The organism is Pseudomonas sp. AC239, from assembly GCF_979258545.1.
In genome coordinates, this window is the sequence record NZ_OZ409864.1 from 1,691,132 (window position 1) to 1,717,655 (window position 26,524).

The window sequence follows — 26,524 nt, forward strand, 5'->3', positions numbered from 1 at the left end:
CCTTATGTCCACTGTAGACGTTCGTCGGAACGATATTGCTCAATCAAAAAATATCCTTTTGTAAATTCCCTGCAGACCGCGCCGGACATGCCTGACACATCCGCGAAAAAACCTGTCGACCGGCGTCAGCGACAGGATTGGCAACCCTGTTATTATCCGCGCCAGCGTTTCACGCCATTTCTTCAAGCCGATACGAGCGAATTCATGAGCACTGACAAGACCAATCAGTCCTGGGGCGGCCGCTTCAGTGAACCCGTCGACGCCTTCGTCGCCCGCTTCACCGCCTCCGTCACTTTCGATCAGCGCCTGTATCGCCACGACATCATGGGCTCGATCGCCCACGCCACCATGCTGGCCAAGGTCGGCGTGCTGACCGATGCCGAGCGCGACAGCATCATCGATGGCCTGAAGACCATTCAGGGCGAAATCGAGGCCGGCCAGTTCGACTGGCGCGTCGACCTCGAAGACGTGCACATGAACATCGAAGCGCGCCTGACCGACCGCATCGGCGTCACCGGTAAAAAGCTGCATACCGGGCGCAGCCGCAACGACCAGGTCGCCACCGATATCCGCCTGTGGCTGCGCGATGAAATCGACCTGATCCTCGCCGAGATCACCCGCCTGCAAAAAGGCCTGCTGGAGCAAGCCGAACGTGAGGCTGCGAGCATCATGCCGGGCTTCACCCACTTGCAGACCGCGCAGCCAGTGACTTTCGGGCATCACATGCTGGCCTGGTTCGAAATGCTCAGCCGCGACTACGAGCGCCTGGTCGACTGCCGCAAACGCACCAACCGCATGCCATTGGGCAGCGCCGCGCTGGCCGGCACCACTTACCCGATCGACCGCGAATACACCGCGCAACTGCTCGGCTTCGACGCCGTCGGCGGCAACTCGCTGGACAATGTTTCCGATCGCGACTTCGCCATTGAATTCTGCTCGGCCGCGAGCATCGCGATGATGCACCTGTCGCGTTTCTCCGAAGAGCTGGTGCTGTGGACCAGCGCGCAGTTCCAGTTCATCGATCTGCCTGACCGTTTCTGCACCGGCAGCTCGATCATGCCGCAAAAGAAAAACCCCGACGTGCCCGAACTGGTGCGCGGCAAGACCGGCCGTGTGTTCGGCGCGCTGATGGGCCTGTTGACCCTGATGAAAGGCCAGCCACTGGCCTACAACAAGGACAATCAGGAAGACAAGGAGCCGCTGTTCGACGCCGCCGACACCCTGCGCGATTCGCTGCGCGCATTTGCCGACATGATCCCGGCGATCAAGCCGAAACACGCGATCATGCGGGAAGCGGCGCTGCGCGGTTTCTCCACCGCTACCGACCTGGCGGATTATCTGGTGCGCCGTGGCCTGCCGTTCCGTGATTGCCACGAAATCGTTGGCCACGCGGTGAAGTATGGCGTCGACACCGGCAAGGATCTGGCCGAGATGAGCCTGGAAGAACTGCGTCAGTTCAGTGATCAGATCGAGCAGGACGTGTTTGCCGTGCTGACCCTGGAAGGCTCGGTGAATGCCCGCGACCATATCGGCGGGACTGCACCGGCGCAGGTCAAGGCTGCGGTGGCGCGCGGTCAGGCCCTGATCGCCAGCCGCTAATAGCCAAGAGCTTCGCGAGCAGGCTCGCTCCCACAGGGAATCAGGACGTTCACAAAATTTGTGTTCACCACCGATTCAATGTGGGAGCGAGCCTGCTCGCGAAGGCTTCCTTCAGAGCGCTACAAAATTCACTTCTTGGCAGCAATCATCGCCAGGAATGCGGGCATCGCCGCGTCCTTGTCTGCCGCAATCTTCTGCACGTGCGGATTCTGCTCAAGCCGCTCCAGCAGCGCTTTCGCCTGCGGCATCTCGGCCAGCAGATCAATGCCGAACAGCTTCTGCCCGACCGCACAGGCCAGCGGCACGCTGTAGAGGAAATACAGATCGGCAATGCTCAGGCTGTCACCCGCCACATACGGGGCGAACCTGCCGTGACGGCCCAGCGCCGCGAAGCCCAGCAGCAGCTCGGTCCGGGTCTTTTCCTTGATCGCCTCCGGCAACGTCACACCGAAAAACGCCTCGCCATAACAGGCGCGCCCCGGCAACTCGATGTACAACTCGATCTCCTTGGCAATCGCGAGCACCTGCGCACGCTCAAACGGATCGCTCGGCAAAAGCGGCGTGGCCTTTTGTGATTGTTCGAGGTATTCGAGGATGATCGCGGTTTCGTTGATGTAACCGGCGTCCACGCCCAGCACCGGGACCTTGCCACGCGGGCTGATGGCCAGCGAGTCCGGGGTTTGCGTCGGATAGAAAGTCACTTCTTCGAAGGGCAGGCCTTTTTCCAGCAGTGCCAGTTTGACCATGTTGTAGTAGTTGCTGACAGCGAATCCGTAGAGCTTGAACATTACAGAGCCTCCAGGCCGTGCGGGGTGGGCAGTGCCTGTTTATAGATCGCCGCGACGTTTCCCGCCAGCAGCATCACGCCGCTGAATGCGGGTAAACTGGCGCCTTTCCCTGAGGAGCCTGCCATGAGCGAGCCGACAGATATCGTCAACGATGACGACGAAGAAGCATTCACCGAAGCGACCCTGATCGAAGCCATCGAGAACCAGATCGAAAGCGACAACCCGCCGGCGGCCAAGGCGACGTTGAACAAGCTGACACTGGTCGGCATCGAGCGCGAAGAGATCCTCAACCTGATGGCTCACGTGCTGGCCTACGAGATTGACGCGATGCTCGATGAAGATCGCCCGTTCGACACCCAGTGGTACGAAGCGGCACTGCGCGCTTTGCCAGAGCTGCCACCGGAAAAGCATTAAGATCAAAAGATCGCAGCCTTCGGCAGCTCCTGCACCGATCTCCTGTAAGAGCTGCCGAAGGCTGCGATCTTTTTTATGCGGACTACACTGGAATTCGCCTCAAGACAAAATCCCGTTGATCCGAGCACTGGACATGCCGCACCAGCAGGTTCACCTTAGAGGCGCTGTCGTCCAATTCCTAGAAAGTCTGGAGTCCTTATGTCGCTTACCCCTGAGTTGGTTGCCGAACTGGAAGTCCTTGCACTCTTCAACCTGGACAGTTCCCAGGAAGGTCTGAAAATTCATCAGACCGCTGCCCCGAAACACATCGCTGCTGCCCAGCGTCTCTTTGAAAAAGAACTCACCGATCAGCCCGACGGCGGATATCTGACCAGCCTCGGTCGCGATGCCGCGCAAAACGTGCAGACCGTACTGACGATTCTGAGAGAGCAGGAAACCGCCTGATTTTCCCCTGACTTTGCCCACGGGAACTCCTGCCACGGGATTTCCGCGGGCCCGCCCGATCGCTGCCGATAAAAAACCGACGTCAAAAAACAAATTCAGCTTAAACGTCCTGCCGCGCAGCGGCTAAACTGCGGCCATTCCGAGACCCTCTACGTCCGAGCCTGCAAGCCGGTTTGAGCTGACATGACGCGCACCCACGAAATCCGCCCCGACCTCGACGAAGGCATTGACCGCAAGGTACTCAGCCAGCTGCGCGCACGTTTTCTCAAACTCAATGAAGGCCGCCTCGGCCGTGCACTCGAAGGATTGTCGACGCGCCAGCAAAGCGTGTTGACGCTGTTGCCGCTGTTCTTCCACGTCAATCATCCGCTGCTGCCCGGCTACGTCTCGGGCAGTACGCCGGCCGGCTTGTCCAATTATGAGCCGGACGCCAGCGCGCTGACCGAGGCGCAGCGCCTGACTCGCTCGTTCTCCTACAAACCGCGCCATGGCAGTAACCCGCCGCGACCGATTCACGGTCTGTTCCTGATGGGCAGCCTCGGCACGCTGGCCCAGGCCGACCAAAGCGACATGGACGTGTGGGTCTGCCATGCCCCTGATCTGAGCGAAAGCGAACTCGCCGAGCTGCGCAAGAAATGCCAGTTGCTGGAAACCTGGGCCGCGAGCCAGGGCGCCGAGGCGCACTTCTTCCTGATCGACCCGGCGCGCTTCGTCAAAGGCGAACGTGATGCCCAGCTCAGCTCGGAAAACTGCGGCAGCACCCAGCACTATCTGCTCCTCGACGAGTTTTACCGCACGGCAATCTGGCTGGCCGGGCGCACACCGATCTGGTGGCTGGTGCCGGTCTATGAAGAAACCGCCTACGACGCTTACACCCACACCCTACTGTCGAAGCGCTTTATTCGCGCCGACGAAACCCTCGATCTCGGGCCGATGGCGACCATTCCGCCCGGCGAGTTCATCGGCGCCGGGTTGTGGCAATTGTTCAAAGGCATCGAGTCGCCCTACAAGTCGGTGCTCAAACTGCTGCTGACCGAGGTGTACGCCAGCGAACATCCGCAGGTGCAGTGCCTGAGCCTGCGCTTCAAGAAAGCCGTGTTCGCCAATCAGCTCGATCTGGATGAACTCGACCCGTACATGGTCGTGTACCGGCGTATCGAGGAATACCTGCTCGCCCGCAACGAGCCGGAACGCCTTGAGCTGGTGCGCCGCGCGCTGTATCTGAAGGTCAACCGCAAGCTCACCGGCAACAGCCGCAGCCAGGGTTGGCAGCGCGCACTGCTCGAACGCCTGGCTGGCGAGTGGCATTGGGATCAGCGGCAACTGGCGCTGCTCGACCGCCGCAGTCAGTGGAAAGTGCGCCAGGTCAGCGCCGAGCGCCGCGCGCTGGTCAACGAACTCAATTACAGCTATCGCTTTCTGACGCAGTTCGCCCGCAGCGAACAGACCGTCAGTCTGATCAACAAGCGCGACCTCAATGTGCTTGGTCGGCGCCTGTATGCAGCGTTCGAGCGCAAGGCCGACAAGGTCGAGTTCATCAATCCGGGCATCGCCCCGGATCTGGCCGAAGACACCCTGACCCTGGTGCAGTCGCCGAACAAAAAGGAGCCGGGGCAGACCCAGTGGGGCCTGTACAACGGCAGCCTGACGGCGCTGGAGTGGGAACATTTCGCGCCGATCAAGCGCAGTCGCGAGCTGCTTGAACTGCTGACCTGGTGCCACCGCAACGGCGTGATCGACAGCAGCACGCGCTTGGCCCTGCATCCAGGCACCAGCGACTTGAGCGAGTTCGAGCTGTTCAACCTGCTCGGCAGCCTGCAGCAGTGCATCGCCCTGCCCTTGCCCACCGTTGCCGAAGAGCCATTGCTGCGTGCCGCTGTGCCCAGCGAAGTGCTGCTGCTGATCAACGTAGGCGTCGACCCGCTCAAGCATCATCGCGATCTGAATATCCTGATGACCACCGAGCGCACCGACTCGCTGAGCTATGCCGGCGTGCGCGAAAACCTGGTGCTGACCCTCGATCAGGTCACGCTCAACAGCTGGAACGAAGTGCTGGTCAATCGTTTCGACGGCGCCCATGCGCTGCTCGATTGCCTGCGCGATTACCTCAACAACCTGCCGCGCGGCCCGGTGCAGCCGTCGCTGAAAGTGCGCTGCTTCTGCCACAACCGCGCGCAATTCATTGCCCGCCGCGTCGAGGAAATCATCGATACCGCGCAGACACTGTTGCTCAGTGATTTGAATCATCGCTATTTGATCCAGGTGCAGCAGCACTATCACGTGCTGGAGCTGGTGCCGGGTCAGGTCAACCATGTTGCCCTCGCCACCCTGCCGGCGCTGCTCGACTATCTGGGCGAAGAACAACCGCGCTACAGCCCACTGCACCTCGATCCGATGGCACTGGAGGATCACGACCTCGCGCTGATCCTGCCGATGGGCCAGCCTGAATGCGTTCAGGTGTTCTATCGCATCAGCGAGCAGCAGGCCGAGCTGTACGTGCTGGATGAATTCAATGCCTTGTGGCAACAGCAACTGCCGTACCACGATGAGCAAAGCCTGCTGGTACCGCTGCAGCGTTTTCTGCAATCGATCCAGTACCGCCGTGAGGCGCAATTGCCGATGGACGCTGGCCCGGCGGGCAGCCCCGAGATTTTGTATTACCAACTGTTGCCGTCAGGTCCGGGCCGCTCGCGCCGAGTCGAAACCCGACTGGCACCGCAGACGCCGGTGAACAAACCGTTCTATGACGTGCAGGCGATCATCGGCAAAGCCGCGCCCGGCGAAGTGCAGGTCACCTTGTACTGCAATCAGCGGGAATTCAGCGAGCTGGAGCATGGCGACCAGCTGTTCAGCGTGGTCGCCCGGGAGATCGTCGAGCAGCGCCGCGAGACCGAGCGCTATCGCTGCTACATCACCGACCTCGACCTCTCGGGTCTGCTCGGTGACGGGCACAGTTCAAGCAATCTGTATCTGCGCTACAAGGCGGACCTGGAGCGCTCGTTGAATGAAGCGCTCGAACAGGTTTGAGGCGAGGATTTACTCGGGGAAGGCGCCGCCGTTGACCGGTTGCGATTCCACTTCCAGTAGGGTCAGCTTCAGCGACTTGCCACCCGGAGCCGGCCAGTCGATGTGCTGACCGACCTTGAGACCCAACAGTGCACTGCCGACCGGCGCCAGAATGGAAATCTTGCCTTCGTCGGCGTTGGCGTCCTTCGGGTAGACCAGGGTCAGGTGATAATCCTTGCCACTGCCTTCTTCGCGGCAATGCACACGGGAATTCATGGTCACGACATCGGCGGGCACTTCATCGTGGCCGACCACGGTATCGGCGCGGTCCAGCTCGGTTTGCAGCGCAATCACGCCCGGCGCAGCCTGGTCTTTCTCGCTCAGGTTGTCGATCAGGCGCTCCAGACGTTGCACGTCCAGACGGGTAAGGGTGATGGAAGGTGCGGTCATGATCCAGGCAGACTCCTTTCTTCTGCACAAAAAAAGCAAAACCCCGCCAAAAAGACGGGGTTTTCACCGTGCCTCGGTGGTTTGAGGCGTTCGCGGACACTATCACAGCTCAAAAAATATACAAGTCACGCCCTTTTTTGCCTGGGTGAAACCCTTGTGGCGAGGGGATTTATCCCCGTTCGGCTGCGCAGCAGCCGTATAGATTTTGGGGCCGCTACGCGACCCAACGGGGATAAATCCCCTCGCCACGATATCAACAGGCTTGAAATTTTCGTGCGGCAGCCTGCTGGCAAATCACCCGGCGCCGCTGGTCATCGGCCGAGCGCCATTCGCGAATGTCTTCAACGTGGCGCGCGCAGCCGAGGCAGACTTTCTGTTCGTCGAGTCGACAGATGCCCGTGCAGGGCGAGGGCACCGCCGGGCTGACGTTGCTGTAGAGCGGTTTCGGCGGGCGAACAGGCGCGGCATCAGTCACGAATCACAGACCTTCGAATTCGAATTCAGCGCCAGCCTGTTGTTTGACGAGGCGTTCGAGCATTTCGCCGAGTTGCTCTTCACTCTTGTCGCACATCCAGCGCTCGCTTTCTTCGTTGTAATCGAAGTGGAAACCACCGGACACGGCCGCCAGCCACAGCTGACGCAAGGGTTCCTGGCGGCTGAAGATCAATTGGCTGCCGTTTTCGAATTTGACCGTCAGCACGCCGGCCGAGCTTTCCAGATCGATGTCCAGATCGCTTTCGTCAAATATGTCTTCCAGTTTTTCCTGGGTTTCATCGACCAGATCGTGGAAACGGGCTTCGGACAAACTCATTGCGGCAACCTCAAAAATGTCTGATCAGGCTCAAGCGCCGAAAGATACGGACGCTACCGGCCGATTGCAAAGATTAACGACCAAGCACCTGTCGGCCCATCCAGCACCGCCCCCGTGGGAGCGAGCCTGCTCGCGAAAGCGGTGTGTCAGGCAACGAGCCTGTTGAATTTGCCGACGCCTTCGCGAGCAGGCTCGCTCCCACAGGGATGATGCGCTTCTCAGGAGCCCCGCCGGACGGGAACCCCCTCGCATAGGCAAGCTGCCGGGTGGCCGGTATACTCCGGCGCAATTAACGCATTTTCAAGGATTTCGCCATGAAGCGCCTGATCTCTTCCCTTGCTGCGCTCGTCGCGGTTGCTTGCCTGGTCTCGGCCTGTGGCCAAAAAGGCCCGCTGTACCTGCCCGATGACGACCAGGACCCGGCCGAACAAGCCCAGTCCTCGCAAAAGCAGCCATCCAAGGCTCACAAGCACGACGTCTACCAATAAGGGATCGCCATGGACGCTTTTAACTACCGTGGCGGGGAGCTGTTCGCGGAAGGTGTGGCGCTGTCCGCCATCGCCGACCGCTTCGGCACACCCACCTATGTCTACTCGCGCGCGCACATCGAAGCACAATATCTGGCCTACGCCGATGCGCTGGCCGGCATGCCGCATCTGGTCTGCTTCGCGGTCAAGGCCAACTCCAACCTCGGTGTACTGAATGTCCTGGCCCGTCTCGGCGCCGGTTTCGACATCGTTTCCCGTGGCGAGCTGGAACGCGTACTGGCCGCTGGTGGCAGCGCCGACAAGATCGTTTTCTCCGGCGTCGGCAAGACCCGTGACGACATGCGTCGCGCCCTCGAAGTCGGCGTGCACTGCTTCAACGTCGAATCCATCGACGAGCTCGAACGCCTGCAAGTGGTCGCCGCCGAGCTGGGTGTTCGCGCCCCGGTTTCGTTGCGCGTGAACCCGGACGTCGATGCCGGCACCCACCCGTACATTTCTACCGGTCTCAAAGAGAACAAGTTCGGCATCGCCATTGCCGACGCCGAAGACGTGTACGTACGCGCCGCGCATCTGCCGAACCTGGAAGTGGTCGGTGTCGACTGCCACATCGGTTCGCAACTGACCACGCTGCCGCCGTTCATCGATGCACTGGATCGCCTGCTCGATCTGGTCGATCGCCTCGGCGACTGCGGCATTCACCTGCGCCACATCGATCTTGGTGGCGGCCTGGGCGTGCGTTATCGCGATGAAGAGCCGCCGCTGGCTGCCGACTACATCAAAGCCGTGCGCGAGCGCCTCGACGGGCGTGATCTGGCGCTGGTGTTCGAGCCGGGCCGCTTCATCGTTGCCAATGGCGGCGTGTTGCTGACCCAGGTCGAATACCTCAAGCACACCGAGCACAAAGATTTCGCCATCGTCGACGCGGCGATGAACGACCTGATCCGTCCGGCGCTGTATCAGGCGTGGATGGACGTCACGGCCGTGAAACCGCGCGACAGCGCTACACGCAAGTACGACATCGTCGGCCCGATCTGCGAAACCGGCGATTTCCTCGCCAAGGACCGCGAGCTGGCGCTGGAAGAAGGCGACTTGCTGGCAGTGCATTCGGCCGGTGCCTACGGTTTCGTCATGAGCTCCAACTACAACACCCGCGGCCGTGCCGCTGAAGTGCTGGTGGACGGGGATCAGGTTTTTGAAGTGCGTCGCCGCGAAACCGTGGCCGAGCTGTTTGCCGGCGAAAGCCTGCTGCCGGAGTAACCCATGCTGCTGCGTTTTACCAAAATGCACGGCCTGGGCAACGACTTCATGGTCCTCGACCTGGTCAGCCAGCACGCGCACATTCAGCCCAAACACGCCAAGCAATGGGGAGATCGCCACACCGGGATCGGTTTCGACCAGTTGTTGATCGTCGAAGCGCCGAGCAACCCGGACGTGGATTTCCGCTACCGGATCTTCAATTCCGACGGTTCGGAAGTGGAACAGTGCGGCAACGGTGCGCGCTGCTTCGCCCGCTTCGTGCTCGACAAGCGTCTGACTGCCAAGCGGCAGATCCGCGTCGAGACCAAGGGCGGCATCATCGAGCTGGACGTGCGTAACGACGGCCAGATCGGCGTGAACATGGGCGCGCCGCGCCTGGTGCCGGCAGACATTCCATTCCAGGCGCCAGCCCAGGCCAGCAGCTATCAGCTGGACGTCGACGGCACCACGGTCGAACTGGCCGCCGTGTCGATGGGCAATCCCCATGCCGTGATCCGCGTGGACGACATCAACAGCGCACCGGTGCATGAGCTGGGACCGAAGATCGAACACCATCCACGCTTCCCGGCGCGGGTCAATGTCGGCTTCCTTCAGGTCATCGATCGTCACCGCGCGCAACTGCGCGTGTGGGAGCGCGGCGCCGGGGAAACCCAGGCCTGCGGCACCGGCGCCTGTGCGGCGGCGGTGGCGGCCATCAGTCAGGGGTGGATGGATTCGCCGCTGTTGATCGACCTGCCCGGCGGGCGTCTGTCCATCGAGTGGGCCGGCCCGGGCGAACCGGTGTTGATGACCGGTCCGGCAGTGCGTGTATACGAAGGACAAGTGCGTCTTTGAGCGAGCAGAAATCATGACCGACAAGCCACAGGTACCCGCCCGACCAGTCGACGAATCAGCTTCCGAGAGCCTTGAGGCAGCCGCGGTTGCCGCGTACCTGGAGGCTCATCCGGACTTCTTCGTCGAGCACGAAGAGCTGCTGCCATCGTTGCGCATCCCGCACCGACGTGGCGACACCGTGTCGCTGGTCGAGCGGCAGATGACCATCCTGCGCGACCGCAATATCGAGATGCGCCATCGCCTTTCGCATCTGATGGACGTGGCCCGCGACAACGATCGCCTCTTTGAAAAAACCCGCCGCCTGATCCTCGCGCTGATGGATGCATCGACTCTGGAAGACGTGGTCATCAGCGTTGAAGACAGCCTGCGTCAGGATTTCCAGGTGCCCTTCGTCAGCCTCATCCTGCTCGGCGACAACCCGGCACCGGTTGGCCGCTGGGTGACTCACGCCGACGCGCAAACCGCGATCGGCGGCCTGCTCACCGAAGGCAAAAGCGTCAGCGGCAGCCTGCGTGAACATGAGCTGGATTTCCTCTTCGGCGAAGAACAGCGCCAGCAGATCGGCTCGACCGCCGTGGTTGCTGTCAGCCATCAGGGCATTCACGGCATTCTGGCCATCGCCAGCCGCGACCCGCAGCACTACAAGAGTTCGGTCGGCACCCTGTTCCTCAGCTACATCGCCGAGGTCATGGGCCGCGTGCTGCCACGGGTCAACAGCTCGCTGCGCTCGGTACGCTGACCATGGAACGACAACTGGACGCTTACTGCGAACATCTGCGCAGTGAGCGACAGGTGTCGCCGCACACCTTGTCGGCTTATCGCCGCGACCTCGATAAAGTTCTTGGCTGGTGCATCAAGCAGAACATCGGCAGCTGGGCCGCGCTGGACATCCAGCGCCTGCGCAGCCTGATCGCCCGACTGCATGCGCAAGGCCAGTCCTCGCGCAGCCTCGCCCGCCTGCTCTCAGCGGTGCGCGGGCTCTATCACTACTTGAATCGCGAAGGTCTGTGCGACCACGACCCGGCCACCGGCCTGGCCCCACCAAAAGGCGAACGACGCCTGCCGAAAACCCTCGATACCGACCGCGCACTGCAATTGCTGGAAGGTGCAGTCGAGGACGATTTTCTCGCCCGGCGCGATCAGGCGATTCTCGAGCTGTTCTATTCCTCCGGCCTGCGCCTGTCCGAGCTGACCGGCCTCAATCTCGATCAACTCGACCTCGCCGACGGCATGGTTCAGGTGCTCGGCAAGGGCAGCAAGACCCGGCTGTTGCCGGTTGGCACCAAGGCTCGCGAAGCCTTGGAACACTGGTTGCCGCTTAGAGCCATGACCAACCCGGCGGACGATGCGGTTTTTGTCAGCCAGCAAGGTCGGCGTCTCGGCCCGCGGGCGATTCAGGTGCGGGTCAAACTGGCTGGCGAGCGCGAACTGGGGCAGAACCTGCATCCGCACATGCTGCGGCACTCGTTCGCCAGCCATTTGCTCGAGTCCTCGCAGGATCTGCGCGCGGTGCAGGAATTGCTCGGCCACTCCGACATCAAAACCACACAGATCTATACCCACCTCGACTTCCAGCATCTGGCGGCGGTCTACGACAGCGCCCACCCCCGGGCCAAACGCATGAAAGGCGATGCTTCATGAGCATTCAGTTGATCACCTTCGACCTCGACGACACTTTGTGGGATACCGCGCCGGTGATTGCCAGCGCCGAAACCGTGTTGCGCGAATGGCTGAGCGAACATGCGTCGAATCTGGGCGCAGTGCCGGTGGAGCATTTGTGGTCGATCCGCGAGCGCGTGCTGGCGGGCGAACCGGGCCTCAAACACCGCATCAGCGCGCTGCGCCGACGTGTGCTGTTCCATGCGCTTGAAGAAGCCGGATATGCCCACGGCGAGGCGTCGGAGCTGGCTGACAAGGCTTTTGAAGTGTTTTTGCATGCGCGGCATCAGATCGAAGTGTTCCCCGAAGTCGAGCCGCTGCTGGAGCTGCTCGCCAATCACTATGCCCTCGGCGTGGTCACCAATGGCAATGCCGACGTGCGTCGACTGGGGCTGGCGGATTACTTCAAGTTCGCCTTGTGCGCCGAAGACATCGGCATCGCCAAACCGGATGCGCGGCTGTTCCAGGAAGCCTTGCAACGGGGCGGCGTAAGTGCTGAAGCGGCGGTGCATGTCGGCGATCATCCCGGTGATGACATCGCCGGGGCGCAGCAGGCAGGCTTGCGCGCGGTGTGGTTCAACCCGACGGGCAAGGTCTGGGAGGCGGAGCGCTTGCCGGATGCGGAGATTCGCAGCCTGACCGATTTGCCAGCGGTGCTCGCACGCTGGAATGCTTCCTCGAACTGATCTATAGCCCTGTGGGAGCGAGCCTGCTCGCGAATGCGGTGTGTCATTTAACATGTGTGTCGGCTGACATGCCCTCTTCGCGAGCAGGCTCGCTCCCACAGGGAACTGCATTTGTTTTCAACGGATTGATTCCAGGCATGAAAAAGCCCGCAGCGACGGCGGGCTTTTTCAGCAAGCGAGCGACGCGCCTCAGATAGGGCGGCTGCCGTACTTGTTGTCCGGCTTTTTGGGCGGATCGGCGACCACGTTGGCCTCCACTTCCTGCACCTTGCCGCCGCGCGCAAGGAATTCTTCCATGGCCTTGGCCAGGGCGTCACGCTCCTTGTTCTTGGCTTCGATGCTCGGCAACTCGTCGACCGATACCGCAGCCTTGGCTTTGCCTTTGGCAGCCGGGGCCGGCGTGTCGTCACCGCCATCGTCTTCGGCAACGTCTTCCGCTGCCGCTTCCAGGCCTTCCTCGGCCTCGTCTTCGTCGCCTACTTCGAGGTCGTCGTTTTCCAGATCATCGTCGCTCATGTTCTACCTCATGACTTGCCAAAAGCAGATTAGTTATAGACCAGCTTTGGCGGCTGTCGAAGCCGCCGTTGAAAAATCTTCCACCGCTGCCCGGCAGCGGCTCATGCCTGTTCACCGTGCAAGGTGGCGAGGACTTTACGGGCACCGCCGTGATCACGGTGCTCGCCCAGATAAATCCCTTGCCAGGTACCCAGTGCCAGCCGCCCTGCCGAAACCGGCAGGCTGATCTGGCAACCCAGCACGCTGGCCTTGAAGTGCGCCGGGAGATCGTCCGGGCCTTCATCGTTGTGCTCGTAGCCGTCCGTTCCTTGTGGGATCAGACGATTGAAAAATCGTTCGAAGTCGCGGCGAACTGCCGGATCGGCGTTCTCGTTGATGGTCAACGACGCCGATGTGTGCTGCAGCCACAAATGCAACAGACCGACCCGACAGGTCCTGAGTTCAGGCAAGCCTGCGAGCAACTCGTCGGTTACCAGATGAAAGCCCCGGGGCCGTGCCCGCAGGGTTATCAGAGTCTGTTGCCACATACAGTTCTCCGCTCGTTCGGGGCGCATTCTAGCGTGCTCTGAAAAAAAACAAAGGCCCTAATATTCCTGCAGTGATGTAAGCGATTGCCCGCAGAAAAAGCCTCGTCGTAAAGACGACCAAAGCCGTAAGAAAAATCCTTTCAGCCGCTTCTTGGATGACAAATCCCGGACAAAAAAATGCCCGGCGAACCGGGCAATTTTTTATCGCGCGTACTTACAGGTTGTAGCCGCGTTCGTTGTGTTGTGCCAGATCGAGGCCGACCGACTCTTCTTCCTCGGTGACACGCAGCCCCATGACGGCGTCCAGCACCTTGAGGATGATGAAGGTGACGATCGCGGTGTAGATCACCGTGAAGCCGACGCCTTTGATCTGAATCCAGACCTGCGCGCCGATGTCGGTCACGGTGCCGAAGCCGCCCATTGCCGGGGCTGCGAATACACCGGTGAGGATCGCGCCGAGAATACCGCCGATGCCGTGCACGCCGAAGGCATCCAGAGAATCGTCATAGCCGAGTTTGCGCTTCAGGGTGGTGGCGCAGAAGAAGCACACCACGCCTGCGGCCAGACCGATCACCAGTGCACCCATCGGGCCTACGGTGCCAGCGGCCGGAGTGATCGCGACCAGACCGGCGACCACGCCCGAAGCGATGCCCAGTGCACTTGGCTTGCCGTGGGTGACCCACTCGGCAAACATCCAGCCCAGTGCGGCAGCGGCAGTGGCGATCTGGGTAACCAGCATCGCCATACCGGCAGTGCCGTTGGCAGCAGCAGCGGAACCGGCGTTGAAGCCGAACCAGCCGACCCACAGCATCGCCGCGCCCATCAGCGTGTAGCCGAGGTTATGCGGAGCCATTGGTGTGGTCGGGAAGCCTTTGCGCTTGCCCAATACCAGGCACGCGACCAGGCCGGCGATACCGGCGTTGATGTGCACCACGGTGCCGCCAGCGAAGTCGAGCACGCCCCAGTCCCACATCAGGCCGCCGTTACCGGACCAGACCATGTGCGCGATCGGTGCATAAACCAGAGTGAACCAGACGCCCATGAAGATCAGCATCGCGGAGAACTTCATGCGCTCGGCGAACGCGCCGACGATCAGCGCTGGAGTAATGATCGCGAAGGTCATCTGGAAGGTGATGAATACCGCCTCAGGGAACAGCGCCGCCGGGCCGGTGATGCTCGAAGGCGTGACACCGGCGAGGAACGCCTTGCCCATGCCGCCGAAGAATGAATTGAAGTTGACGACGCCCTGCTCCATGCCGGTAGTGTCGAAGGCAATGCTGTAGCCATAAATGACCCACAGGATGCTGATCAGACCGGTAATGGCGAAGCACTGCATCAGCACGGAAAGAATGTTTTTCGAGCGAACCATACCGCCGTAGAACAGCGCCAGGCCGGGGATGGTCATGAACAGCACGAGCGCTGTCGAGGTGAGCATCCAGGCGGTGTCGCCGGAATTGAGGACTGGCGCTGCCACTTCGTCTGCCGCCATGGCGATGCCGGGCATTACGATGGACAACAGGGCGCCTAGCCCTGCGAATTTACGCAGAGTCATATTGTTTTCTCCTGGGGCGTTGGGTTTGTGGCGGCGCTTAGATCGCGTCGGTATCGGTTTCGCCGGTACGGATGCGGATCGCCTGTTCCAGATTGACCACGAAGATCTTGCCGTCACCGATCTTGCCGGTGTTGGCCGCTTTGGTTATCGCCTCGATAACCCGATCCAGATCCTTGTCGTCGATGGCCACGTCGATTTTCACCTTGGGCAGAAAATCGACCACATATTCCGCGCCGCGATACAGCTCGGTGTGACCCTTCTGCCGGCCGAAGCCTTTGACTTCAGTGACGGTAATGCCCTGCACGCCGATTTCGGACAGCGACTCGCGCACGTCGTCCAACTTGAACGGCTTGATGATGGCAGTGACTAGCTTCATGAAACTCTCTCCCGAATTGGTGGACTTGCCCCAGGAAAACAAACCCGTCTCAAGTCTAAGCGCAGTGCCTGGCTTTGTAACGCATCGTTGACGCCAGCTAACCGCATCAGACGAAACTCCCCGCTTCGTCTGCCGCACTGCATTCGTCACAGCGACTGCATCAGTGCATGGGTCGAGGGTGACTAAGCAGAAACCTTGCCAGCTCGGCAAAAACCCTGCATTTCAATCTCTTGGCGCCTGTTGCACGCGCTCGGGCAGAACAGCGTTTGCCGATACGCACAACAACGGTGCACCACCGTCCGTCCCCCTGCGCGAAAAGCGTGCATCCGTGCAACGGGATTGACTATAGACACTGCGTGATACACTGCCGGCCATTGTTTCCAGGACATTTCCCATGCTCGCGCCCAAAGACTTCTTCGACGCCCTGAGCGGCACCGCCTCCCGCCTCTTTAGCGGCGATACCCCGCTGCCGAAAGCCGAAATCGAAAGCCAGTTCAAAATGCTGCTGCAAAGTGCCTTCAGCAAACTCGATCTGGTCAGCCGGGAAGAGTTCGATAGTCAGATGGTGGTGTTGGCGCGCACGCGGGCACGGCTTGAGAGTCTTGAAGCGAAGGTGGCGGAGATGGAGGCGAAACTGAATCCGCCGGCTGAATAGCACCACTACTGACAGTGAAGGTTGGGCACGCTCTTCAGCTTTAAAGGCGTCGAAAAAACACCTTCAAACGTTTTCCTTCAAGCAGCCTTCAGCTCCACTGCCTAGATTCACTATCAAGCGCAATGTGCCAGCCGCTCGACCTGATCACGGATTGCAGCTCCTCTTTCAATTTCGGCTTTTCGCAGATCGTAGGTCGATTGGAGGTTCAGCCAAAACTCAGGAGTGGTGTCCAGACAGATTGAAAGTCTTAAAGCCATGTCAGCGCTGATGCCCCGGCGCTGTAGAACGATATCGTTCACCGTCGGAGTAGACACGCTCAATGCTCTCGCCAACGCAGCGGCTGTGAGGCTCAAAGGCTCCAGATACTCCTCTTTGAGGATCTCGCCGGGATGGACCGGACGCATACCATTCTTGGTCATACTCACCTCAGTGATAATCGACGATTTCAACATCCTCGGGCCCATTCAGGCCCCAGACGAAGCAAATTCGCCATTGGGCGTTGATACGAATACTGTATTGCCCGTTCCGATCGCCTCCCAGAGACTCGAGCCGATTTCCGGGAGGAGATCGGAGATCAGCCAACGCAGCTGCCGCATCAAGCATCGTCAGCTTACGTTCCGCGACACTCAATATGGCTGACCAGAAACGGGTTTTACCACTTCGGAACAGGTATTCGGTTTCAGGACATCTGAAGCTAACGATCATAGTTTAAAGCTTAACGTTATGCATTAACGCTGAGTTTATTCGTGAAAATCATTAGCGCAAACAGATGATCTTGCGATTTGGGTGTTCTTTCAGGACTTTCAGAAACGGACTACGCATGCTTGCTGGTTCTTACTGAACCCGTTGCTATCTCCTACACAAACTCTCCCCTATTCCCGTTTGCCATGGCCTGGCAAGTTCCTGGCATTTCTTGCGGCAACATCCTGCGAAATTTTTGCGCTCCACTCACCCCACTAAAATGGCTTCGCCCTACTACCCTTCAAAAACCCGCAGGAAGCGGCTCCCCGATTCAGCTCAAGGAACGACCATGTCCCTCTCCATTGTCCACAGTCGCGCCCAGATTGGCGTGGAAGCCCCCGCTGTTACCGTCGAAGTTCACCTGGCCAACGGTCTGCCGTCGCTGACCATGGTCGGCCTGCCCGAAGCGGCGGTGAAGGAGAGCAAGGATCGTGTGCGCAGCGCGATCATCAATTCAGGGCTGCAATTTCCGGCGCGGCGGATCACCTTGAATCTTGCGCCGGCGGATCTGCCCAAGGATGGCGGGCGCTTCGATCTGGCGATTGCCTTGGGGATTTTGTCGGCCAGTGTGCAGGTGCCCTGCCTGACCCTGGATGAGGTGGAATGTCTGGGTGAGTTGGCGCTGTCGGGTGCCGTGCGGCCGGTGCGTGGCGTGCTGCCGGCAGCATTGGCGGCGCGCAAGGCCGGGAGGGCGTTGGTGGTGCCTCGGGCAAATGCGGAAGAGGCGTGCCTGGCCTCGGGCCTCAAGGTATTTGCGGTCGATCATTTGCTGGAAGCGGTGGCGCATTTCAATGGGCACACGCCGGTCGAGCCTTACGTTTCCGATGGTTTGATGCACGCTGCCAAACCCTATCCCGACCTCAACGAGGTGCAGGGTCAGACAGCCGCCAAGCGCGCACTGCTGATTGCCGCTGCGGGGGCGCATAACCTGTTGTTCAGCGGGCCGCCGGGCACTGGCAAGACATTGCTGGCCAGTCGTTTGCCGGGGTTGCTGCCACCGCTTTCCGAATGCGAGGCGCTGGAAGTGGCAGCGATTCAGTCGGTCGCCAGCGGGGTGCCTCTGACTCACTGGCCGCAACGGCCCTTCCGCCAACCGCACCATTCGGCTTCAGGGCCGGCATTGGTCGGTGGCAGTTCGAAGCCGCAACCCGGTGAAATCACCCTCGCCCATCACGGCGTGCTGTTTCTTGATGAATTGCCGGAGTTTGATCGCAAGGTTCTCGAGGTGTTGCGCGAGCCACTGGAGTCCGGGCATATCGTCATCGCCCGGGCCAAGGACCGCGTGCGTTTCCCCGCGCGGTTTCAGCTGGTGGCAGCAATGAATCCGTGCCCCTGTGGATATCTTGGCGAGCCCAGCGGCAAATGCTCGTGCACGCCGGACATGGTCCAGCGCTATCGCAACAAACTGTCAGGACCGCTGCTGGACCGGATCGATCTGCACCTGACTGTGGCGCGTGAAGCGACCGCATTGAATCCGGCAGCCAAGCCCGGCGAGGACAGCGCCAGCGCCGCAGCACTTGTGGCCGAAGCGCGGGAGCGCCAGCAGAAACGTCAGCGCTGTGCCAATGCGTTTCTGGATTTGCCGGGATTGAAGCGTCATTGCAAGTTATCCACAGCCGACGAAAAATGGCTGGAAGCGGCCTGCGAGCGATTGATCCTGTCGCTGCGCTCGGCGCATCGCCTGCTCAAGGTCGCGCGCACGCTGGCGGATCTTGAACAGGCCGATGCGATTACCCGCGAGCATCTGGCCGAGGCACTGCAATACCGGCCAGCGACACCTTAATGCTCAGTCAGATCAACCAGCGGTGCCTGGCGCACTTCGGTGTCACGCCCGGCCTGAATCTCGGTCACCCGCTTGAGAGCCTTATCCACCGCCCCTTTGTCGGCCAGCAAGCTGTAGTTGATCTGGAACTGTTTGTGCTCCTTCGGAGCAATGGTTGGCACTAGATTCAATGGCCGCTGATAGCGACGGTTGTAGGAAAAACTTGTCCCCGGCTCCAGTCCGGTGACGTAGCCCTGCCCTTGGGTATCAGTGTTTTTCCACAGCGAAAATACTGGCAACTGCTGAGTATTGAAGCCAACGGACACGCCGAGGCTGGCGGCCTTGTTGTGCAGCACGGTCAGCGTCTGCCCTTTGGCATCGGCATACGGCACGACGTTATAGACCGTTTCGTCGTAATCCTTGGTTGGCGCGCGATAGGTCTGCCAGTCGGGCAGATCGCCCTTGGCCTTGTCGTTGAACGGCGACACCTGCTTCACCGGCGCAGCGAATTTCGCGCCCTGCTCGAGAAACGGCGTGCTGAAATTGCTGTGATACAGCGCCTGATATTCCTTTGGATAGTCGCCGTTGTTGGTCAGGGTGTCGTTGAGGGCGAAGCTTGCGCTGCCCGGTTCGGTGACCAGCTCGGTCGCTACCGAGAAATCGACTTTCTTGAATGCCTGCTCTTTCAGCTCGCCACGCAGCGTAATGGCATAGGGCGGCTTCTCGTCGATGTGCAGAGTTACGGTGCTGGCCGGTATGTTGGCGGCACGACCATGCAGAGTCAGCAGTTCACCGTTGTCCATGCCGGGATGGCCAACCCACTCGTAGCCGCAACGGGTGACCAGTTCATTGAAGCCTTCCAGCCAACCCAGGCCACCGCGACCGTTGAGTTCGATGAACGCCGGGTTGACCACCTCTTTGACCGGCGAATCCCAGCCCATCCGAACGTCGCCCACCGAAGCCTGCAACACGTTCATGCCACGGGTCGGCACTACCGACAGCTTCATCGTGCCGTTATCGATATCGACAATGCTGACGCCCTCCTGACGACCGCCATGCAGAGTACGCAGGGTCACGGAAAACGCTTTGGCGGTTTTTACGCCGAGTTGCTCACTGGTGATCGTCCAGTTCTTTGCCGGGGTGTTGGCATCGAGCAAGACATAGTCCCAGGCCATGGCGTGGGAAGCGGCAGAGAACGCGCCGAGGGCGACGAGGAGTTTGAGCGGGGTCATGGCAGCAGCCTTTGTTGGAGTTGTGCCATTTTTATAGCGCTGCGGAAACGTTTCAGCAAGTCCAAAGAAGCGGTGGGAGAAAAGCATTCGCGAGCAGGCTCGCTCCCACAGGGACATCTGGCCTTCACAATATTTGTGAATTACGCCGACTACTGTGGGAGCGAGCCTGCTCGCGATAGCTGTTTCAAGAATGCATCAACGGAAGCGGTCAACCTCGGAACGCAGATCCGCCGCCAGCTTCTCCAGCTCTTTAGCGGTGACAGCCAGGTTAGACACCACCTCACGCTGCTCGCTGTTGGCCATGGCAATGCTCTGCAAGTTGCTGCTCAGCAACGTCGCCGTGCTGCTCTGTTCCTGAGTGGCAGTGGTGATCGCGGCAAACTGCTGCCCTGCCGAACGGCTCTGCTCGTCGATCCGCGCCAGCGCCGAGGCGACATTGGCGTTGCGCGACAGGCCTTCCTGCATCAGCACGTTGCCCTGCTCCATGGTGCTGATCGCGTTGCCGGTTTCCTGCTGGATGCTGTGGATCATGCTGGAGATTTCATCGGTGGCCTGACGGGTACGCGAGGCGAGGCTGCGCACTTCGTCCGCGACCACGGCGAAACCGCGACCTTGCTCACCGGCACGAGCGGCTTCGATCGCGGCGTTGAGCGCCAGCAGGTTGGTTTGTTCGGCGATCGAGGTGATCACGCCGACGATGCCGCCGATTTCCTGCGAGCGTTGGCCGAGGGTGTTGATCACCGTGGCAGTGCTGTTCAGCGCACCGGCGATCTGCTCCAGCGACGACGATGCTTCTTCCATCGAGCTGCGGCCAATCTGCGTTTGCTGAGCGTTTTCCTGCGCCAGGCGCTGCGTCGCACCCATGTTGTCGGCAATGTTCAGCGACGTCGCGCTGAACTCTTCCACGGCGCCGGCCATGCTGGTGATTTCGCCCGACTGTTGCTCCATGCCTTCGTAAGCACCGCCGGACAAACCAGACAGCGCCTGCGCACGGCTGTTGACCTCTTCCGAAGCGCGGCGGATGTGCTCGACCATGGTCGACAGCGCCTGGCTCATCTGGTTGAACGCACGGGACAGCTGACCGATTTCATCGTGGCTCGATACGTTCAGACGCACGCTCAGATCGCCCGCGCCCAAGGCCTCGGCCTGACGCACCAGATCGCCCAGCGGGGCAAGTTTGCTGCGCAGCAGCCAGACCACGGAACCGACCGCGAGCAACATCGCCAGCAGGCTGCCGATCGCCAGTTGCGTACCGACGCTCCAGGTCACCGCGCGGATCTCAGCTTTCGGCATGCTCGCCACCACCGACCACGGGCCACCTTCGAACGGCACGGCGATGCTATAGAAGTCTTCGCCCTGGTCGCTCCAGAACTCACCTTTGCCCGGGGTTTTCACCAGGTTGTTGATGGTCGGTACGGCTTGGTCCAGAGCTTCGACGCCGGCAATCGGCACCAGCCATTTGTTCTGCTCGTCGAGGAGCGCCAGCGAGCCGGTCTGGCCGATGCGGAAGCGCTTGAGATTGGCGAACTGCGCGTTCTGCGCGTCGGTGTAGTCGAAGCCGACGTACAACACCGCGATAATCTTGCCGCCTGCATCGCGTACCGGGGTGTACTGCGACATGTAGTAACGCTCGAACAGCAGCGAGCGGCCGACATAACTCTGCCCCGCCATCAGCTTTGCGTACGCCGGGTTGGCATGATCGAGCACGGTGCCAATGGCACGGGTGCCGTCCTGCTTGCTGACGTTGGTGCTGACACGAATGAAGTCTTCGCCGCTGCGCACGAATACCGTGGCCACACCGGCGGTCATCTGCTTGAACTCGTCAACTTCCGTGAAGTTGTTGTTCAGCACCTCGTTGCCCAGGTGCAGGCCCGGGGTCTGCACGCCGGCCACGGTCACTGGCTGATCCGGGTGCACACTCAAACCACTGCCGAAGCGCTTTTCGAACAGACCGCTCAAGCGCAGGGTGCTTTCGCGCAGCGTACCGTGGAAGGTACTCAGCTGATCGGCCAGCAGCCGGGCCTCACTGGCCAGATGCTCTTCACGGGTGGCGAGGTTGGCGGAATCCAGCGAACGCAAGGCGAACACCGTACTGCCGCTGATGACTATCGCCAGTATCACAGCAAGGGCGAGGCCCAACTGCGAGGCGATCCGAGCACGAGGTTGAGACATGAACAGCTCCTGGCCGAGCCACCGAATCCTCCTTGATCGCGGTAATTGCCCGGAAAATATTCTAATAATGGGGTAGCGCAGAACCGGCACGACGGTTCCACATGCTCGTAGTCGGCGGTAAAACCGAATACTTGAGCACTTTGCGTGGGTATGGCGCAGTAGTGGCATTGTGCCGGCTCGAACGTTTCAGCTCAAGCGCTCTACCGTCGGCAGTTGCATGGCACGGACCTCGCCTTGCAGAAAGTCGCTGAGGCGGCGCAAACGTTCACCTCCCGGGCGTGGCTTTGGCCATACCAGGTAATAATTCAGGCCACTGGCGACGGCGGTCGGCCACGGCAGACTCAGGCGCCCCTGCGCGACATCTTCGGCAACCATCAGCAAATCGCCCATGGAGACACCGTAACCACGCGCCGCCGCAATCATGCCCAGCTCCAGCGTATCGAACACTTGTCCGCCCTTGAGCGAGACCTGATCGGACAGCCCCATGCGCTCCAGCCAACTGCGCCAGTCGCGGCGATCCGGGGTCGGGTGCAGCAGTTCAGCGCTCGCCAGGCGCGCCACGTCCCAAGGTTGATCATTGAGCAGGTTCGGCGCGCCGACCGGAATCAGTTCCTCGGGAAACAGCAGGCTCGCTTCCCAGTCCGGCGGGAAATGCCCGTCACTGAGCAACACCGCGCAATCGAATGGTTCGTTGTTGAAGTCCACCGAATCGATATCCATCCACGCACTGGTCAGTTGCACCTCATTGCCCGGCTGTAAATGGCGGAAGCGACTCAGCCGCGCCAACAGCCAACGCATGGTCAGGGTTGAAGGCGCCTTCATGCGCAGAATGTCGTCCTCGGCGCGCAAGGTATTGCAGGCGCGTTCAAGGGCGGCAAAGCCTTCGCGGATGCCGGGTAACAGCAGCCGCGCCGACTCGGTCAGTTGCAGGTTGCGCCCGCTGCGATGGAACAGCCGGCAGGCGAAATGTTCTTCAAGGGTGCGGATGTGCCGACTGACCGCGCTCTGAGTGATCGACAGTTCTTCCGCCGCGCGCGTGAACGAGCTGTGTCGCGCTGCCGCTTCGAATGCGCGCAGGGCATACAACGGCGGAAGGCGTCGGGACATACACAAAGCTCCAGTAGCGGGGATATAGCCAATCCGGCGGGTACGTTTCAGGATGAGTATTAATCATGCCACCCATCCTTTTTATCCCTTTGTGCAACGCCTGCCAAGCGCCGAGAATCGACGCTCTGCTGTTCCCTCTGAAATCAGGTGGTGATGACCATGCGGCATCCTGTGCGTACCGAACTCTGGGCCATCCTGCGGCTGGCGGGGCCGCTGATTGCTTCGCAGTTGGCGCACATGCTGATGGTGCTGACCGACACCCTGATGATGGCGCGCCTCAGCCCCGAAGCGCTGGCCGGTGGCGGCCTCGGTGCCGCGAGCTACTCGTTCGTGTCGATTTTCTGCATCGGCGTGATTGCAGCGGTCGGCACATTGGTGGCAATTCGTCAGGGTGCCGGTGACATCCTCGGCGCCGCGCGCCTGACCCAGGCCGGACTGTGGCTGGCCTGGCTGATGGCCCTCGGCGCCGGGCTGTTGTTGTGGAACCTCAAACCCGTGTTGCTGCTGTTCGGCCAAACCGAAACCAACGTCAACGCCGCCGGGCAATTTCTCATCGCCCTGCCCTTCGCCCTGCCCGGTTACCTGAGCTTCATGGCCCTGCGCGGTTTTACCAGTGCGATTGGCCGGGCGACGCCAGTGATGGTCATCAGCCTCGCCGGTACGGTGGCCAACTTCCTGCTCAACTACGCGCTGATCACCGGCATGTTCGGCCTGCCGCAGCTGGGTCTGACCGGCATCGGTCTGGTCACGGCGATTGTCGCCAACTGCATGGCACTGGCGCTGGCCTGGCATATCCGCCGGCATCCGGCGTATGACGCTTATCCGTTGCGCGCCGGCCTGTCGCGGCCGAACCGGCAATACCTGAAAGAACTGTGGCGTCTGGGCCTGCCGATTGGCGGCACCTATGCGGTGGAAGTCGGGCTGTTTGCCTTTGCCGCGTTGTGCATGGGCACCATGGGCAGTACGCAGATGGGCGCGCATCAAATCGCCCTGCAGATCGTGTCGGTGGCGTTCATGGTCCCGGCCGGGATGTCCTATGCCATCACCATGCGCGTCGGCCAACACTATGGCGCCGGGCAATTGGTCGATGCGCGCATGTCCGGGCGTGTCGGCATCACTTTCGGTGCCGTGGTGATGCTCGGCTTTGCCCTGGTGTTCTGGCTGTGGCCGAACCAGTTGGTCGGCCTGTTCCTCGACCACAACGATCCGGCGTTTGCCGAGGTGATCCGTCTGGCGGTGAGCCTGCTGGCCGTAGCGGCGTGGTTCGAACTGTTCGACGGCACGCAGACGATTGCCATGGGTTGTATTCGCGGGCTCAAGGATGCCAAGACTACGTTTCTGGTGGGACTCGCTTGCTATTGGCTGATCGGCGCGCCAGCGGCGTGGTGGATGGCGTTCCACTTGAACTGGGGACCGACCGGCGTCTGGTGGGGTTTGGCGTTGGGCCTGGCGTGCGCGGCGGTGAGCCTGACGCTGGCGTTTGAATGGAAGATGCAGCGGATGATTCGGCGCGAGCCAGTTGCAGAAAGGTTCGAGGCCATCGGCGCGGATTAAGATCAAAAGATCGCAGCCTTCGGCGGCTCCGACAAGGGAACACATTCCAAGGTAGGAGCTGCCGAAGGCTGCGATCTTTTAAATGGCTTCCACCGAAGCCTGCTGACTGGCTCCAAAGATCAGATATTCCACCAGATCCTCCAACGGCAACGGCCGGCTGATCAGGTAACCCTGCACCTGATCGCAACCGAACCCGCGCAACAAATCCAGCTGCTCTGGCGTCTCGACCCCTTCGGCAACCACTTCCAGGTGCAGGTTGTGCGCGAGGTTGATCATCGCGTGTACCAGTTTGCGGTTCTCTTCACGCTGCTCCATGCCGCCGACGAAACTCTTGTCGATCTTCAGCAAGGTGATCGGCAGGCTGTTGAGGTGCACGAACGACGAAAACCCGGTGCCGAAATCGTCCAGCGAGAAGCGCACGCCGAGGCGGCCGAGGGCGTCCATGGTCTGTTTGACCAGATCGCTGCGCCGCATCACCGCGGTTTCGGTCAGTTCGAACTCGAGCCACTGCGCCTCGACGCCGCGTTCGGCAATCAGACGGCTGAGCGTCGGCAGCAACTGGCTGTCCTGAAACTGCCGGAACGACAGGTTGATCGCCATGTGCAGCGGCGCCAGACCCTGTTCGCGCAATGCCTGCATGTCACGCAGCGCGCGAGCGATCACCCAGTAACCCAGCGGCACGATCAGACCGCTCTGTTCGGCCAGTGGCACGAATTCGCTCGGTGGCAACAGACCGCGTTCGCCATGACGCCAGCGCACCAGCGCTTCAAGGCCGACAATCTGGCCGTCCGCAAGATTCAGGCGTGGCTGGTAATGCAGTTCCAGTTCATCGCGGCGCAAGGCCCGGCGCAGTTCACTTTCGAGGTCGGCCATGCTGCGCGCGTTGCGGTTGATGCGTTCGTTGAAGATATGAAAAGTGCAGCCCTGTGTGCTCTTGGCCTGCTGCATGGCGATGTGCGCGTGCCACATCAGCGGATCGGCGCCGCCATTGGCGCGGGCATGGGCGATGCCGAGGCTGGAACCGATCAGCAGGCTCTCGCCGTCGACCCAATAAGGTTCGGCCAAGGCTTCGGTGATGCGTTCAGCCATCCACTCGGCGCGTTGCGGCGCGCGGCGGGTGTCGATCAGCAAAGCGAATTCATCACTGCCCAGCCGCGCCAGTTGATCGCCGGCCTCCAGCTGACTTTTCAGCCGCGCAACAACTTGCAGGATCAAGCGATCGCCAGCCTGATGACCAAGGGCGTCGTTGGCATGGCGGAAATTGTCGAGATCGAGGTGGCCGAGAGCGAGACCGCGACCGTCGCCTTCGGCAAGACGCGCGGTGAGCAGGGTCTGAAAGCCCTGACGGTTGGCGATGCCGGTCAGCGGGTCCTGTTCGGCCAGGCGCTGCAAAGTGTTTTCCAGCACGCCGCGTTCGCGCACATGGCGCAGGCAACGCTGGAGCATGCCGGCATCGAGGGCGTCGAACACCAGCCAGTCGCTGACACCGATCGGCGCGGTGGCCGGTTCGTGCTCCAGCAGCAGAACGGTCGGCAGGCTGCAACGCCCGGGCGGCGGTTGCAACGCTGGCAGGGTCAGCAGTACCGCGTGGCGGTTGTCCTCGAACAGGCGGCTGACCGAATCCCAATTCGGCGCGCTGATCAGCACCGCCGCGCTCCCCATCGGAGCCAGACACTCACGCAACAACGCTGTCCACGCTGGCTCTTCGGCCAGTAGCAGCAAACGCAAGGGTTCGACAGGCGTAGACAAGCTGACTCCCTAGACTCTGCAATGATGTAGGCGGGGCATTATGCCGTTGTGCTGAACAATGACCAATGTGTTGTCTGATGACAACGGCATCAAAACGTTATTTTGCGTCAGAAGGAGAACATTAGCCGCAAAATCCCCACGCATC

At 60.9% G+C, this 26,524-nt stretch carries 28 protein-coding genes; 13 read left to right on the top strand and 15 right to left on the bottom strand.

Features of this window, described 5'->3' with window-relative positions; genetic code table 11:
* Positions 1-204 precede the first annotated feature (204 nt).
* Positions 205-1,599, top strand: coding sequence for an argininosuccinate lyase (argH, locus tag ACZ0AZ_RS07860; RefSeq protein WP_039757402.1), 1,395 nt, complete (start codon positions 205-207; stop codon positions 1,597-1,599).
* Between the two features lie 128 nt (positions 1,600-1,727).
* Here the strand turns inward: argH and ACZ0AZ_RS07865 are convergent, their stop codons facing one another.
* Positions 1,728-2,387, bottom strand: coding sequence for a glutathione S-transferase family protein (locus tag ACZ0AZ_RS07865; protein ID WP_463537162.1), 660 nt, complete (start codon positions 2,385-2,387; stop codon positions 1,728-1,730).
* Positions 2,387-2,512: a hypothetical protein gene (locus ACZ0AZ_RS07870; protein ID WP_263596261.1), complete on the bottom strand. Its 126-nt coding sequence runs from the start codon at positions 2,510-2,512 to the stop codon at positions 2,387-2,389. Before ACZ0AZ_RS07870 ends, ACZ0AZ_RS07865 begins: the two co-directional genes overlap by 1 nt.
* Here ACZ0AZ_RS07870 and ACZ0AZ_RS07875 point away from each other — a divergent pair.
* The 3 genes from ACZ0AZ_RS07875 (at position 2,511) to ACZ0AZ_RS07885 (ending at position 6,272) form a co-directional block, all read left to right on the top strand.
* Positions 2,511-2,801 carry a hypothetical protein gene (locus tag ACZ0AZ_RS07875; RefSeq protein WP_129997917.1) on the top strand — a complete coding sequence of 97 codons (291 nt, stop codon included), beginning with the start codon at positions 2,511-2,513 and terminating at the stop codon, positions 2,799-2,801. The two genes, ACZ0AZ_RS07870 and ACZ0AZ_RS07875, sit on opposite strands and share 2 nt — an antisense overlap.
* A gap of 198 nt (positions 2,802-2,999) precedes the next feature.
* Positions 3,000-3,245, top strand: a complete 246-nt coding sequence (locus tag ACZ0AZ_RS07880) for a TIGR02647 family protein (RefSeq protein ID WP_039757399.1) — start codon at positions 3,000-3,002, stop codon at positions 3,243-3,245.
* A gap of 183 nt (positions 3,246-3,428) precedes the next feature.
* Positions 3,429-6,272, top strand: a complete 2,844-nt coding sequence (locus tag ACZ0AZ_RS07885; protein WP_463537163.1) for a class I adenylate cyclase — start codon at positions 3,429-3,431, stop codon at positions 6,270-6,272.
* Positions 6,273-6,281: 9 nt separating this feature from the next.
* Here ACZ0AZ_RS07885 and rnk read toward each other — a convergent pair whose 3' ends face one another.
* The 3 genes from rnk to cyaY form a co-directional block, all read right to left on the bottom strand.
* On the bottom strand, positions 6,282-6,701 hold the full coding sequence (rnk, locus tag ACZ0AZ_RS07890; protein WP_400557216.1) for a nucleoside diphosphate kinase regulator: 420 nt from the start codon (positions 6,699-6,701) through the stop codon (positions 6,282-6,284).
* A gap of 253 nt (positions 6,702-6,954) precedes the next feature.
* Positions 6,955-7,176, bottom strand: coding sequence for a DUF1289 domain-containing protein (locus ACZ0AZ_RS07895; RefSeq protein WP_129997919.1), 222 nt, complete (start codon positions 7,174-7,176; stop codon positions 6,955-6,957).
* Positions 7,177-7,179: 3 nt separating this feature from the next.
* The gene (gene cyaY / locus ACZ0AZ_RS07900) at positions 7,180-7,512 is read right to left on the bottom strand and encodes an iron donor protein CyaY (RefSeq protein WP_129997920.1); all 333 of its coding nucleotides are present in this window, start codon (positions 7,510-7,512) and stop codon (positions 7,180-7,182) included.
* Between the two features lie 314 nt (positions 7,513-7,826).
* On the opposite strand from cyaY, the gene lptM reads away from it, so the two are divergent.
* From lptM to ACZ0AZ_RS07930, 6 genes are read left to right on the top strand one after another with little or no spacing between them, the layout of a single operon-like run.
* Positions 7,827-8,000 (top strand): LPS translocon maturation chaperone LptM, encoded by a 174-nt coding sequence (lptM, locus tag ACZ0AZ_RS07905; protein ID WP_007911098.1) that lies wholly within the window; start codon positions 7,827-7,829, stop codon positions 7,998-8,000.
* A gap of 9 nt (positions 8,001-8,009) precedes the next feature.
* Positions 8,010-9,257 carry a diaminopimelate decarboxylase gene (gene lysA / locus ACZ0AZ_RS07910; RefSeq protein ID WP_129997921.1) on the top strand — a complete coding sequence of 416 codons (1,248 nt, stop codon included), beginning with the start codon at positions 8,010-8,012 and terminating at the stop codon, positions 9,255-9,257.
* 3 nt (positions 9,258-9,260) lie between these two features.
* The gene (gene dapF / locus ACZ0AZ_RS07915) at positions 9,261-10,091 is read left to right on the top strand and encodes a diaminopimelate epimerase (RefSeq protein WP_039757394.1); all 831 of its coding nucleotides are present in this window, start codon (positions 9,261-9,263) and stop codon (positions 10,089-10,091) included.
* A 13-nt stretch (positions 10,092-10,104) separates the two neighbouring features.
* A complete protein-coding gene (locus ACZ0AZ_RS07920) occupies positions 10,105-10,830 on the top strand; it encodes a DUF484 family protein (protein ID WP_024014772.1) in 726 nt (241 codons plus the stop codon).
* Positions 10,831-10,832: 2 nt separating this feature from the next.
* The gene (xerC, locus tag ACZ0AZ_RS07925; protein ID WP_129997922.1) at positions 10,833-11,732 is read left to right on the top strand and encodes a tyrosine recombinase XerC; all 900 of its coding nucleotides are present in this window, start codon (positions 10,833-10,835) and stop codon (positions 11,730-11,732) included.
* Positions 11,729-12,436, top strand: a complete 708-nt coding sequence (locus tag ACZ0AZ_RS07930) for an HAD family hydrolase (RefSeq protein ID WP_129997923.1) — start codon at positions 11,729-11,731, stop codon at positions 12,434-12,436. The genes xerC and ACZ0AZ_RS07930 overlap by 4 nt, the downstream gene beginning before the upstream one ends.
* Positions 12,437-12,625: 189 nt before the next feature.
* On the opposite strand, the gene sutA is transcribed toward ACZ0AZ_RS07930, so the two are convergent.
* The 4 genes from sutA to glnK all read right to left on the bottom strand — a co-directional run bounded on the left by sutA (position 12,626) and on the right by glnK (position 15,407).
* Positions 12,626-12,952 carry a transcriptional regulator SutA gene (gene sutA / locus ACZ0AZ_RS07935; protein WP_016772583.1) on the bottom strand — a complete coding sequence of 109 codons (327 nt, stop codon included), beginning with the start codon at positions 12,950-12,952 and terminating at the stop codon, positions 12,626-12,628.
* A 101-nt stretch (positions 12,953-13,053) separates the two neighbouring features.
* The gene (locus ACZ0AZ_RS07940; protein WP_129997924.1) at positions 13,054-13,479 is read right to left on the bottom strand and encodes a secondary thiamine-phosphate synthase enzyme YjbQ; all 426 of its coding nucleotides are present in this window, start codon (positions 13,477-13,479) and stop codon (positions 13,054-13,056) included.
* A 214-nt stretch (positions 13,480-13,693) separates the two neighbouring features.
* Positions 13,694-15,031, bottom strand: a complete 1,338-nt coding sequence (locus tag ACZ0AZ_RS07945; RefSeq protein WP_463537164.1) for an ammonium transporter — start codon at positions 15,029-15,031, stop codon at positions 13,694-13,696.
* 37 nt (positions 15,032-15,068) lie between these two features.
* Positions 15,069-15,407 carry a P-II family nitrogen regulator gene (glnK, locus tag ACZ0AZ_RS07950; RefSeq protein WP_002555808.1) on the bottom strand — a complete coding sequence of 113 codons (339 nt, stop codon included), beginning with the start codon at positions 15,405-15,407 and terminating at the stop codon, positions 15,069-15,071.
* A gap of 394 nt (positions 15,408-15,801) precedes the next feature.
* Here glnK and ACZ0AZ_RS07955 point away from each other — a divergent pair, with 394 nt between their 5' ends.
* Positions 15,802-16,062 carry an accessory factor UbiK family protein gene (locus tag ACZ0AZ_RS07955; protein ID WP_415761089.1) on the top strand — a complete coding sequence of 87 codons (261 nt, stop codon included), beginning with the start codon at positions 15,802-15,804 and terminating at the stop codon, positions 16,060-16,062.
* Positions 16,063-16,175: 113 nt separating this feature from the next.
* On the opposite strand, the gene ACZ0AZ_RS07960 is transcribed toward ACZ0AZ_RS07955, so the two are convergent.
* Together ACZ0AZ_RS07960 and ACZ0AZ_RS07965 are read right to left on the bottom strand one after the other, a co-directional pair.
* Entirely contained in the window at positions 16,176-16,481 is a 306-nt protein-coding gene (locus ACZ0AZ_RS07960; protein ID WP_039757791.1) for a HigA family addiction module antitoxin, read from the bottom strand.
* Between the two features lie 7 nt (positions 16,482-16,488).
* Positions 16,489-16,767 carry a type II toxin-antitoxin system RelE/ParE family toxin gene (locus ACZ0AZ_RS07965; RefSeq protein WP_463537165.1) on the bottom strand — a complete coding sequence of 93 codons (279 nt, stop codon included), beginning with the start codon at positions 16,765-16,767 and terminating at the stop codon, positions 16,489-16,491.
* Positions 16,768-17,092: 325 nt separating this feature from the next.
* Here ACZ0AZ_RS07965 and ACZ0AZ_RS07970 point away from each other — a divergent pair, with 325 nt between their 5' ends.
* A complete protein-coding gene (locus ACZ0AZ_RS07970) occupies positions 17,093-18,586 on the top strand; it encodes a YifB family Mg chelatase-like AAA ATPase (RefSeq protein WP_039757390.1) in 1,494 nt (497 codons plus the stop codon).
* On the opposite strand, the gene ACZ0AZ_RS07975 is transcribed toward ACZ0AZ_RS07970, so the two are convergent.
* The 3 genes from ACZ0AZ_RS07975 to ACZ0AZ_RS07985 form a co-directional block, all read right to left on the bottom strand.
* The gene (locus ACZ0AZ_RS07975) at positions 18,583-19,797 is read right to left on the bottom strand and encodes an aldose 1-epimerase family protein (protein ID WP_463537166.1); all 1,215 of its coding nucleotides are present in this window, start codon (positions 19,795-19,797) and stop codon (positions 18,583-18,585) included. The genes ACZ0AZ_RS07970 and ACZ0AZ_RS07975 overlap by 4 nt on opposite strands.
* 195 nt (positions 19,798-19,992) lie before the next feature.
* A complete protein-coding gene (locus ACZ0AZ_RS07980; protein WP_463537167.1) occupies positions 19,993-21,969 on the bottom strand; it encodes a methyl-accepting chemotaxis protein in 1,977 nt (658 codons plus the stop codon).
* Between the two features lie 186 nt (positions 21,970-22,155).
* A complete protein-coding gene (locus tag ACZ0AZ_RS07985) occupies positions 22,156-23,076 on the bottom strand; it encodes a LysR substrate-binding domain-containing protein (protein WP_039757387.1) in 921 nt (306 codons plus the stop codon).
* A 159-nt stretch (positions 23,077-23,235) separates the two neighbouring features.
* Between ACZ0AZ_RS07985 and ACZ0AZ_RS07990 the strand changes: the two genes are divergently transcribed.
* Positions 23,236-24,630 (top strand): NorM family multidrug efflux MATE transporter, encoded by a 1,395-nt coding sequence (locus tag ACZ0AZ_RS07990; protein ID WP_463537168.1) that lies wholly within the window; start codon positions 23,236-23,238, stop codon positions 24,628-24,630.
* Positions 24,631-24,708: 78 nt separating this feature from the next.
* Here ACZ0AZ_RS07990 and ACZ0AZ_RS07995 read toward each other — a convergent pair whose 3' ends face one another.
* On the bottom strand, positions 24,709-26,379 hold the full coding sequence (locus ACZ0AZ_RS07995; RefSeq protein WP_129997930.1) for a putative bifunctional diguanylate cyclase/phosphodiesterase: 1,671 nt from the start codon (positions 26,377-26,379) through the stop codon (positions 24,709-24,711).
* Positions 26,380-26,524: the final 145 nt, after the last annotated feature.

Bases quoted from the DNA above. Each gene is read 5' to 3' on its own strand.
- rnk (WP_400557216.1), bottom strand. From the start codon at position 6,701: ATGACCGCACCTTCCATCACCCTTACCCGTCTGGACGTGCAACGTCTG.
- ACZ0AZ_RS07965 (WP_463537165.1), bottom strand. From the start codon at position 16,767: ATGATCGTTAGCTTCAGATGTCCTGAAACCGAATACCTGTTCCGAAGT.
- ACZ0AZ_RS07865 (WP_463537162.1), bottom strand. From the start codon at position 2,387: ATGTTCAAGCTCTACGGATTCGCTGTCAGCAACTACTACAACATGGTC.
- ACZ0AZ_RS07880 (WP_039757399.1), top strand. From the start codon at position 3,000: ATGTCGCTTACCCCTGAGTTGGTTGCCGAACTGGAAGTCCTTGCACTC.
- ACZ0AZ_RS07960 (WP_039757791.1), bottom strand. From the start codon at position 16,481: ATGACCAAGAATGGTATGCGTCCGGTCCATCCCGGCGAGATCCTCAAA.
- ACZ0AZ_RS07975 (WP_463537166.1), bottom strand. From the start codon at position 19,797: ATGACCCCGCTCAAACTCCTCGTCGCCCTCGGCGCGTTCTCTGCCGCT.
- ACZ0AZ_RS07970 (WP_039757390.1), top strand. From the start codon at position 17,093: ATGTCCCTCTCCATTGTCCACAGTCGCGCCCAGATTGGCGTGGAAGCC.
- ACZ0AZ_RS07920 (WP_024014772.1), top strand. From the start codon at position 10,105: ATGACCGACAAGCCACAGGTACCCGCCCGACCAGTCGACGAATCAGCT.
- argH (WP_039757402.1), top strand. From the start codon at position 205: ATGAGCACTGACAAGACCAATCAGTCCTGGGGCGGCCGCTTCAGTGAA.
- xerC (WP_129997922.1), top strand. From the start codon at position 10,833: ATGGAACGACAACTGGACGCTTACTGCGAACATCTGCGCAGTGAGCGA.
- lysA (WP_129997921.1), top strand. From the start codon at position 8,010: ATGGACGCTTTTAACTACCGTGGCGGGGAGCTGTTCGCGGAAGGTGTG.
- ACZ0AZ_RS07945 (WP_463537164.1), bottom strand. From the start codon at position 15,031: ATGACTCTGCGTAAATTCGCAGGGCTAGGCGCCCTGTTGTCCATCGTA.
- ACZ0AZ_RS07875 (WP_129997917.1), top strand. From the start codon at position 2,511: ATGAGCGAGCCGACAGATATCGTCAACGATGACGACGAAGAAGCATTC.
- ACZ0AZ_RS07940 (WP_129997924.1), bottom strand. From the start codon at position 13,479: ATGTGGCAACAGACTCTGATAACCCTGCGGGCACGGCCCCGGGGCTTT.
- dapF (WP_039757394.1), top strand. From the start codon at position 9,261: ATGCTGCTGCGTTTTACCAAAATGCACGGCCTGGGCAACGACTTCATG.
- ACZ0AZ_RS07870 (WP_263596261.1), bottom strand. From the start codon at position 2,512: ATGGCAGGCTCCTCAGGGAAAGGCGCCAGTTTACCCGCATTCAGCGGC.
- glnK (WP_002555808.1), bottom strand. From the start codon at position 15,407: ATGAAGCTAGTCACTGCCATCATCAAGCCGTTCAAGTTGGACGACGTG.
- ACZ0AZ_RS07980 (WP_463537167.1), bottom strand. From the start codon at position 21,969: ATGTCTCAACCTCGTGCTCGGATCGCCTCGCAGTTGGGCCTCGCCCTT.
- ACZ0AZ_RS07955 (WP_415761089.1), top strand. From the start codon at position 15,802: ATGCTCGCGCCCAAAGACTTCTTCGACGCCCTGAGCGGCACCGCCTCC.
- cyaY (WP_129997920.1), bottom strand. From the start codon at position 7,512: ATGAGTTTGTCCGAAGCCCGTTTCCACGATCTGGTCGATGAAACCCAG.
- ACZ0AZ_RS07930 (WP_129997923.1), top strand. From the start codon at position 11,729: ATGAGCATTCAGTTGATCACCTTCGACCTCGACGACACTTTGTGGGAT.
- ACZ0AZ_RS07885 (WP_463537163.1), top strand. From the start codon at position 3,429: ATGACGCGCACCCACGAAATCCGCCCCGACCTCGACGAAGGCATTGAC.
- sutA (WP_016772583.1), bottom strand. From the start codon at position 12,952: ATGAGCGACGATGATCTGGAAAACGACGACCTCGAAGTAGGCGACGAA.
- ACZ0AZ_RS07990 (WP_463537168.1), top strand. From the start codon at position 23,236: ATGCGGCATCCTGTGCGTACCGAACTCTGGGCCATCCTGCGGCTGGCG.
- lptM (WP_007911098.1), top strand. From the start codon at position 7,827: ATGAAGCGCCTGATCTCTTCCCTTGCTGCGCTCGTCGCGGTTGCTTGC.
- ACZ0AZ_RS07985 (WP_039757387.1), bottom strand. From the start codon at position 23,076: ATGTCCCGACGCCTTCCGCCGTTGTATGCCCTGCGCGCATTCGAAGCG.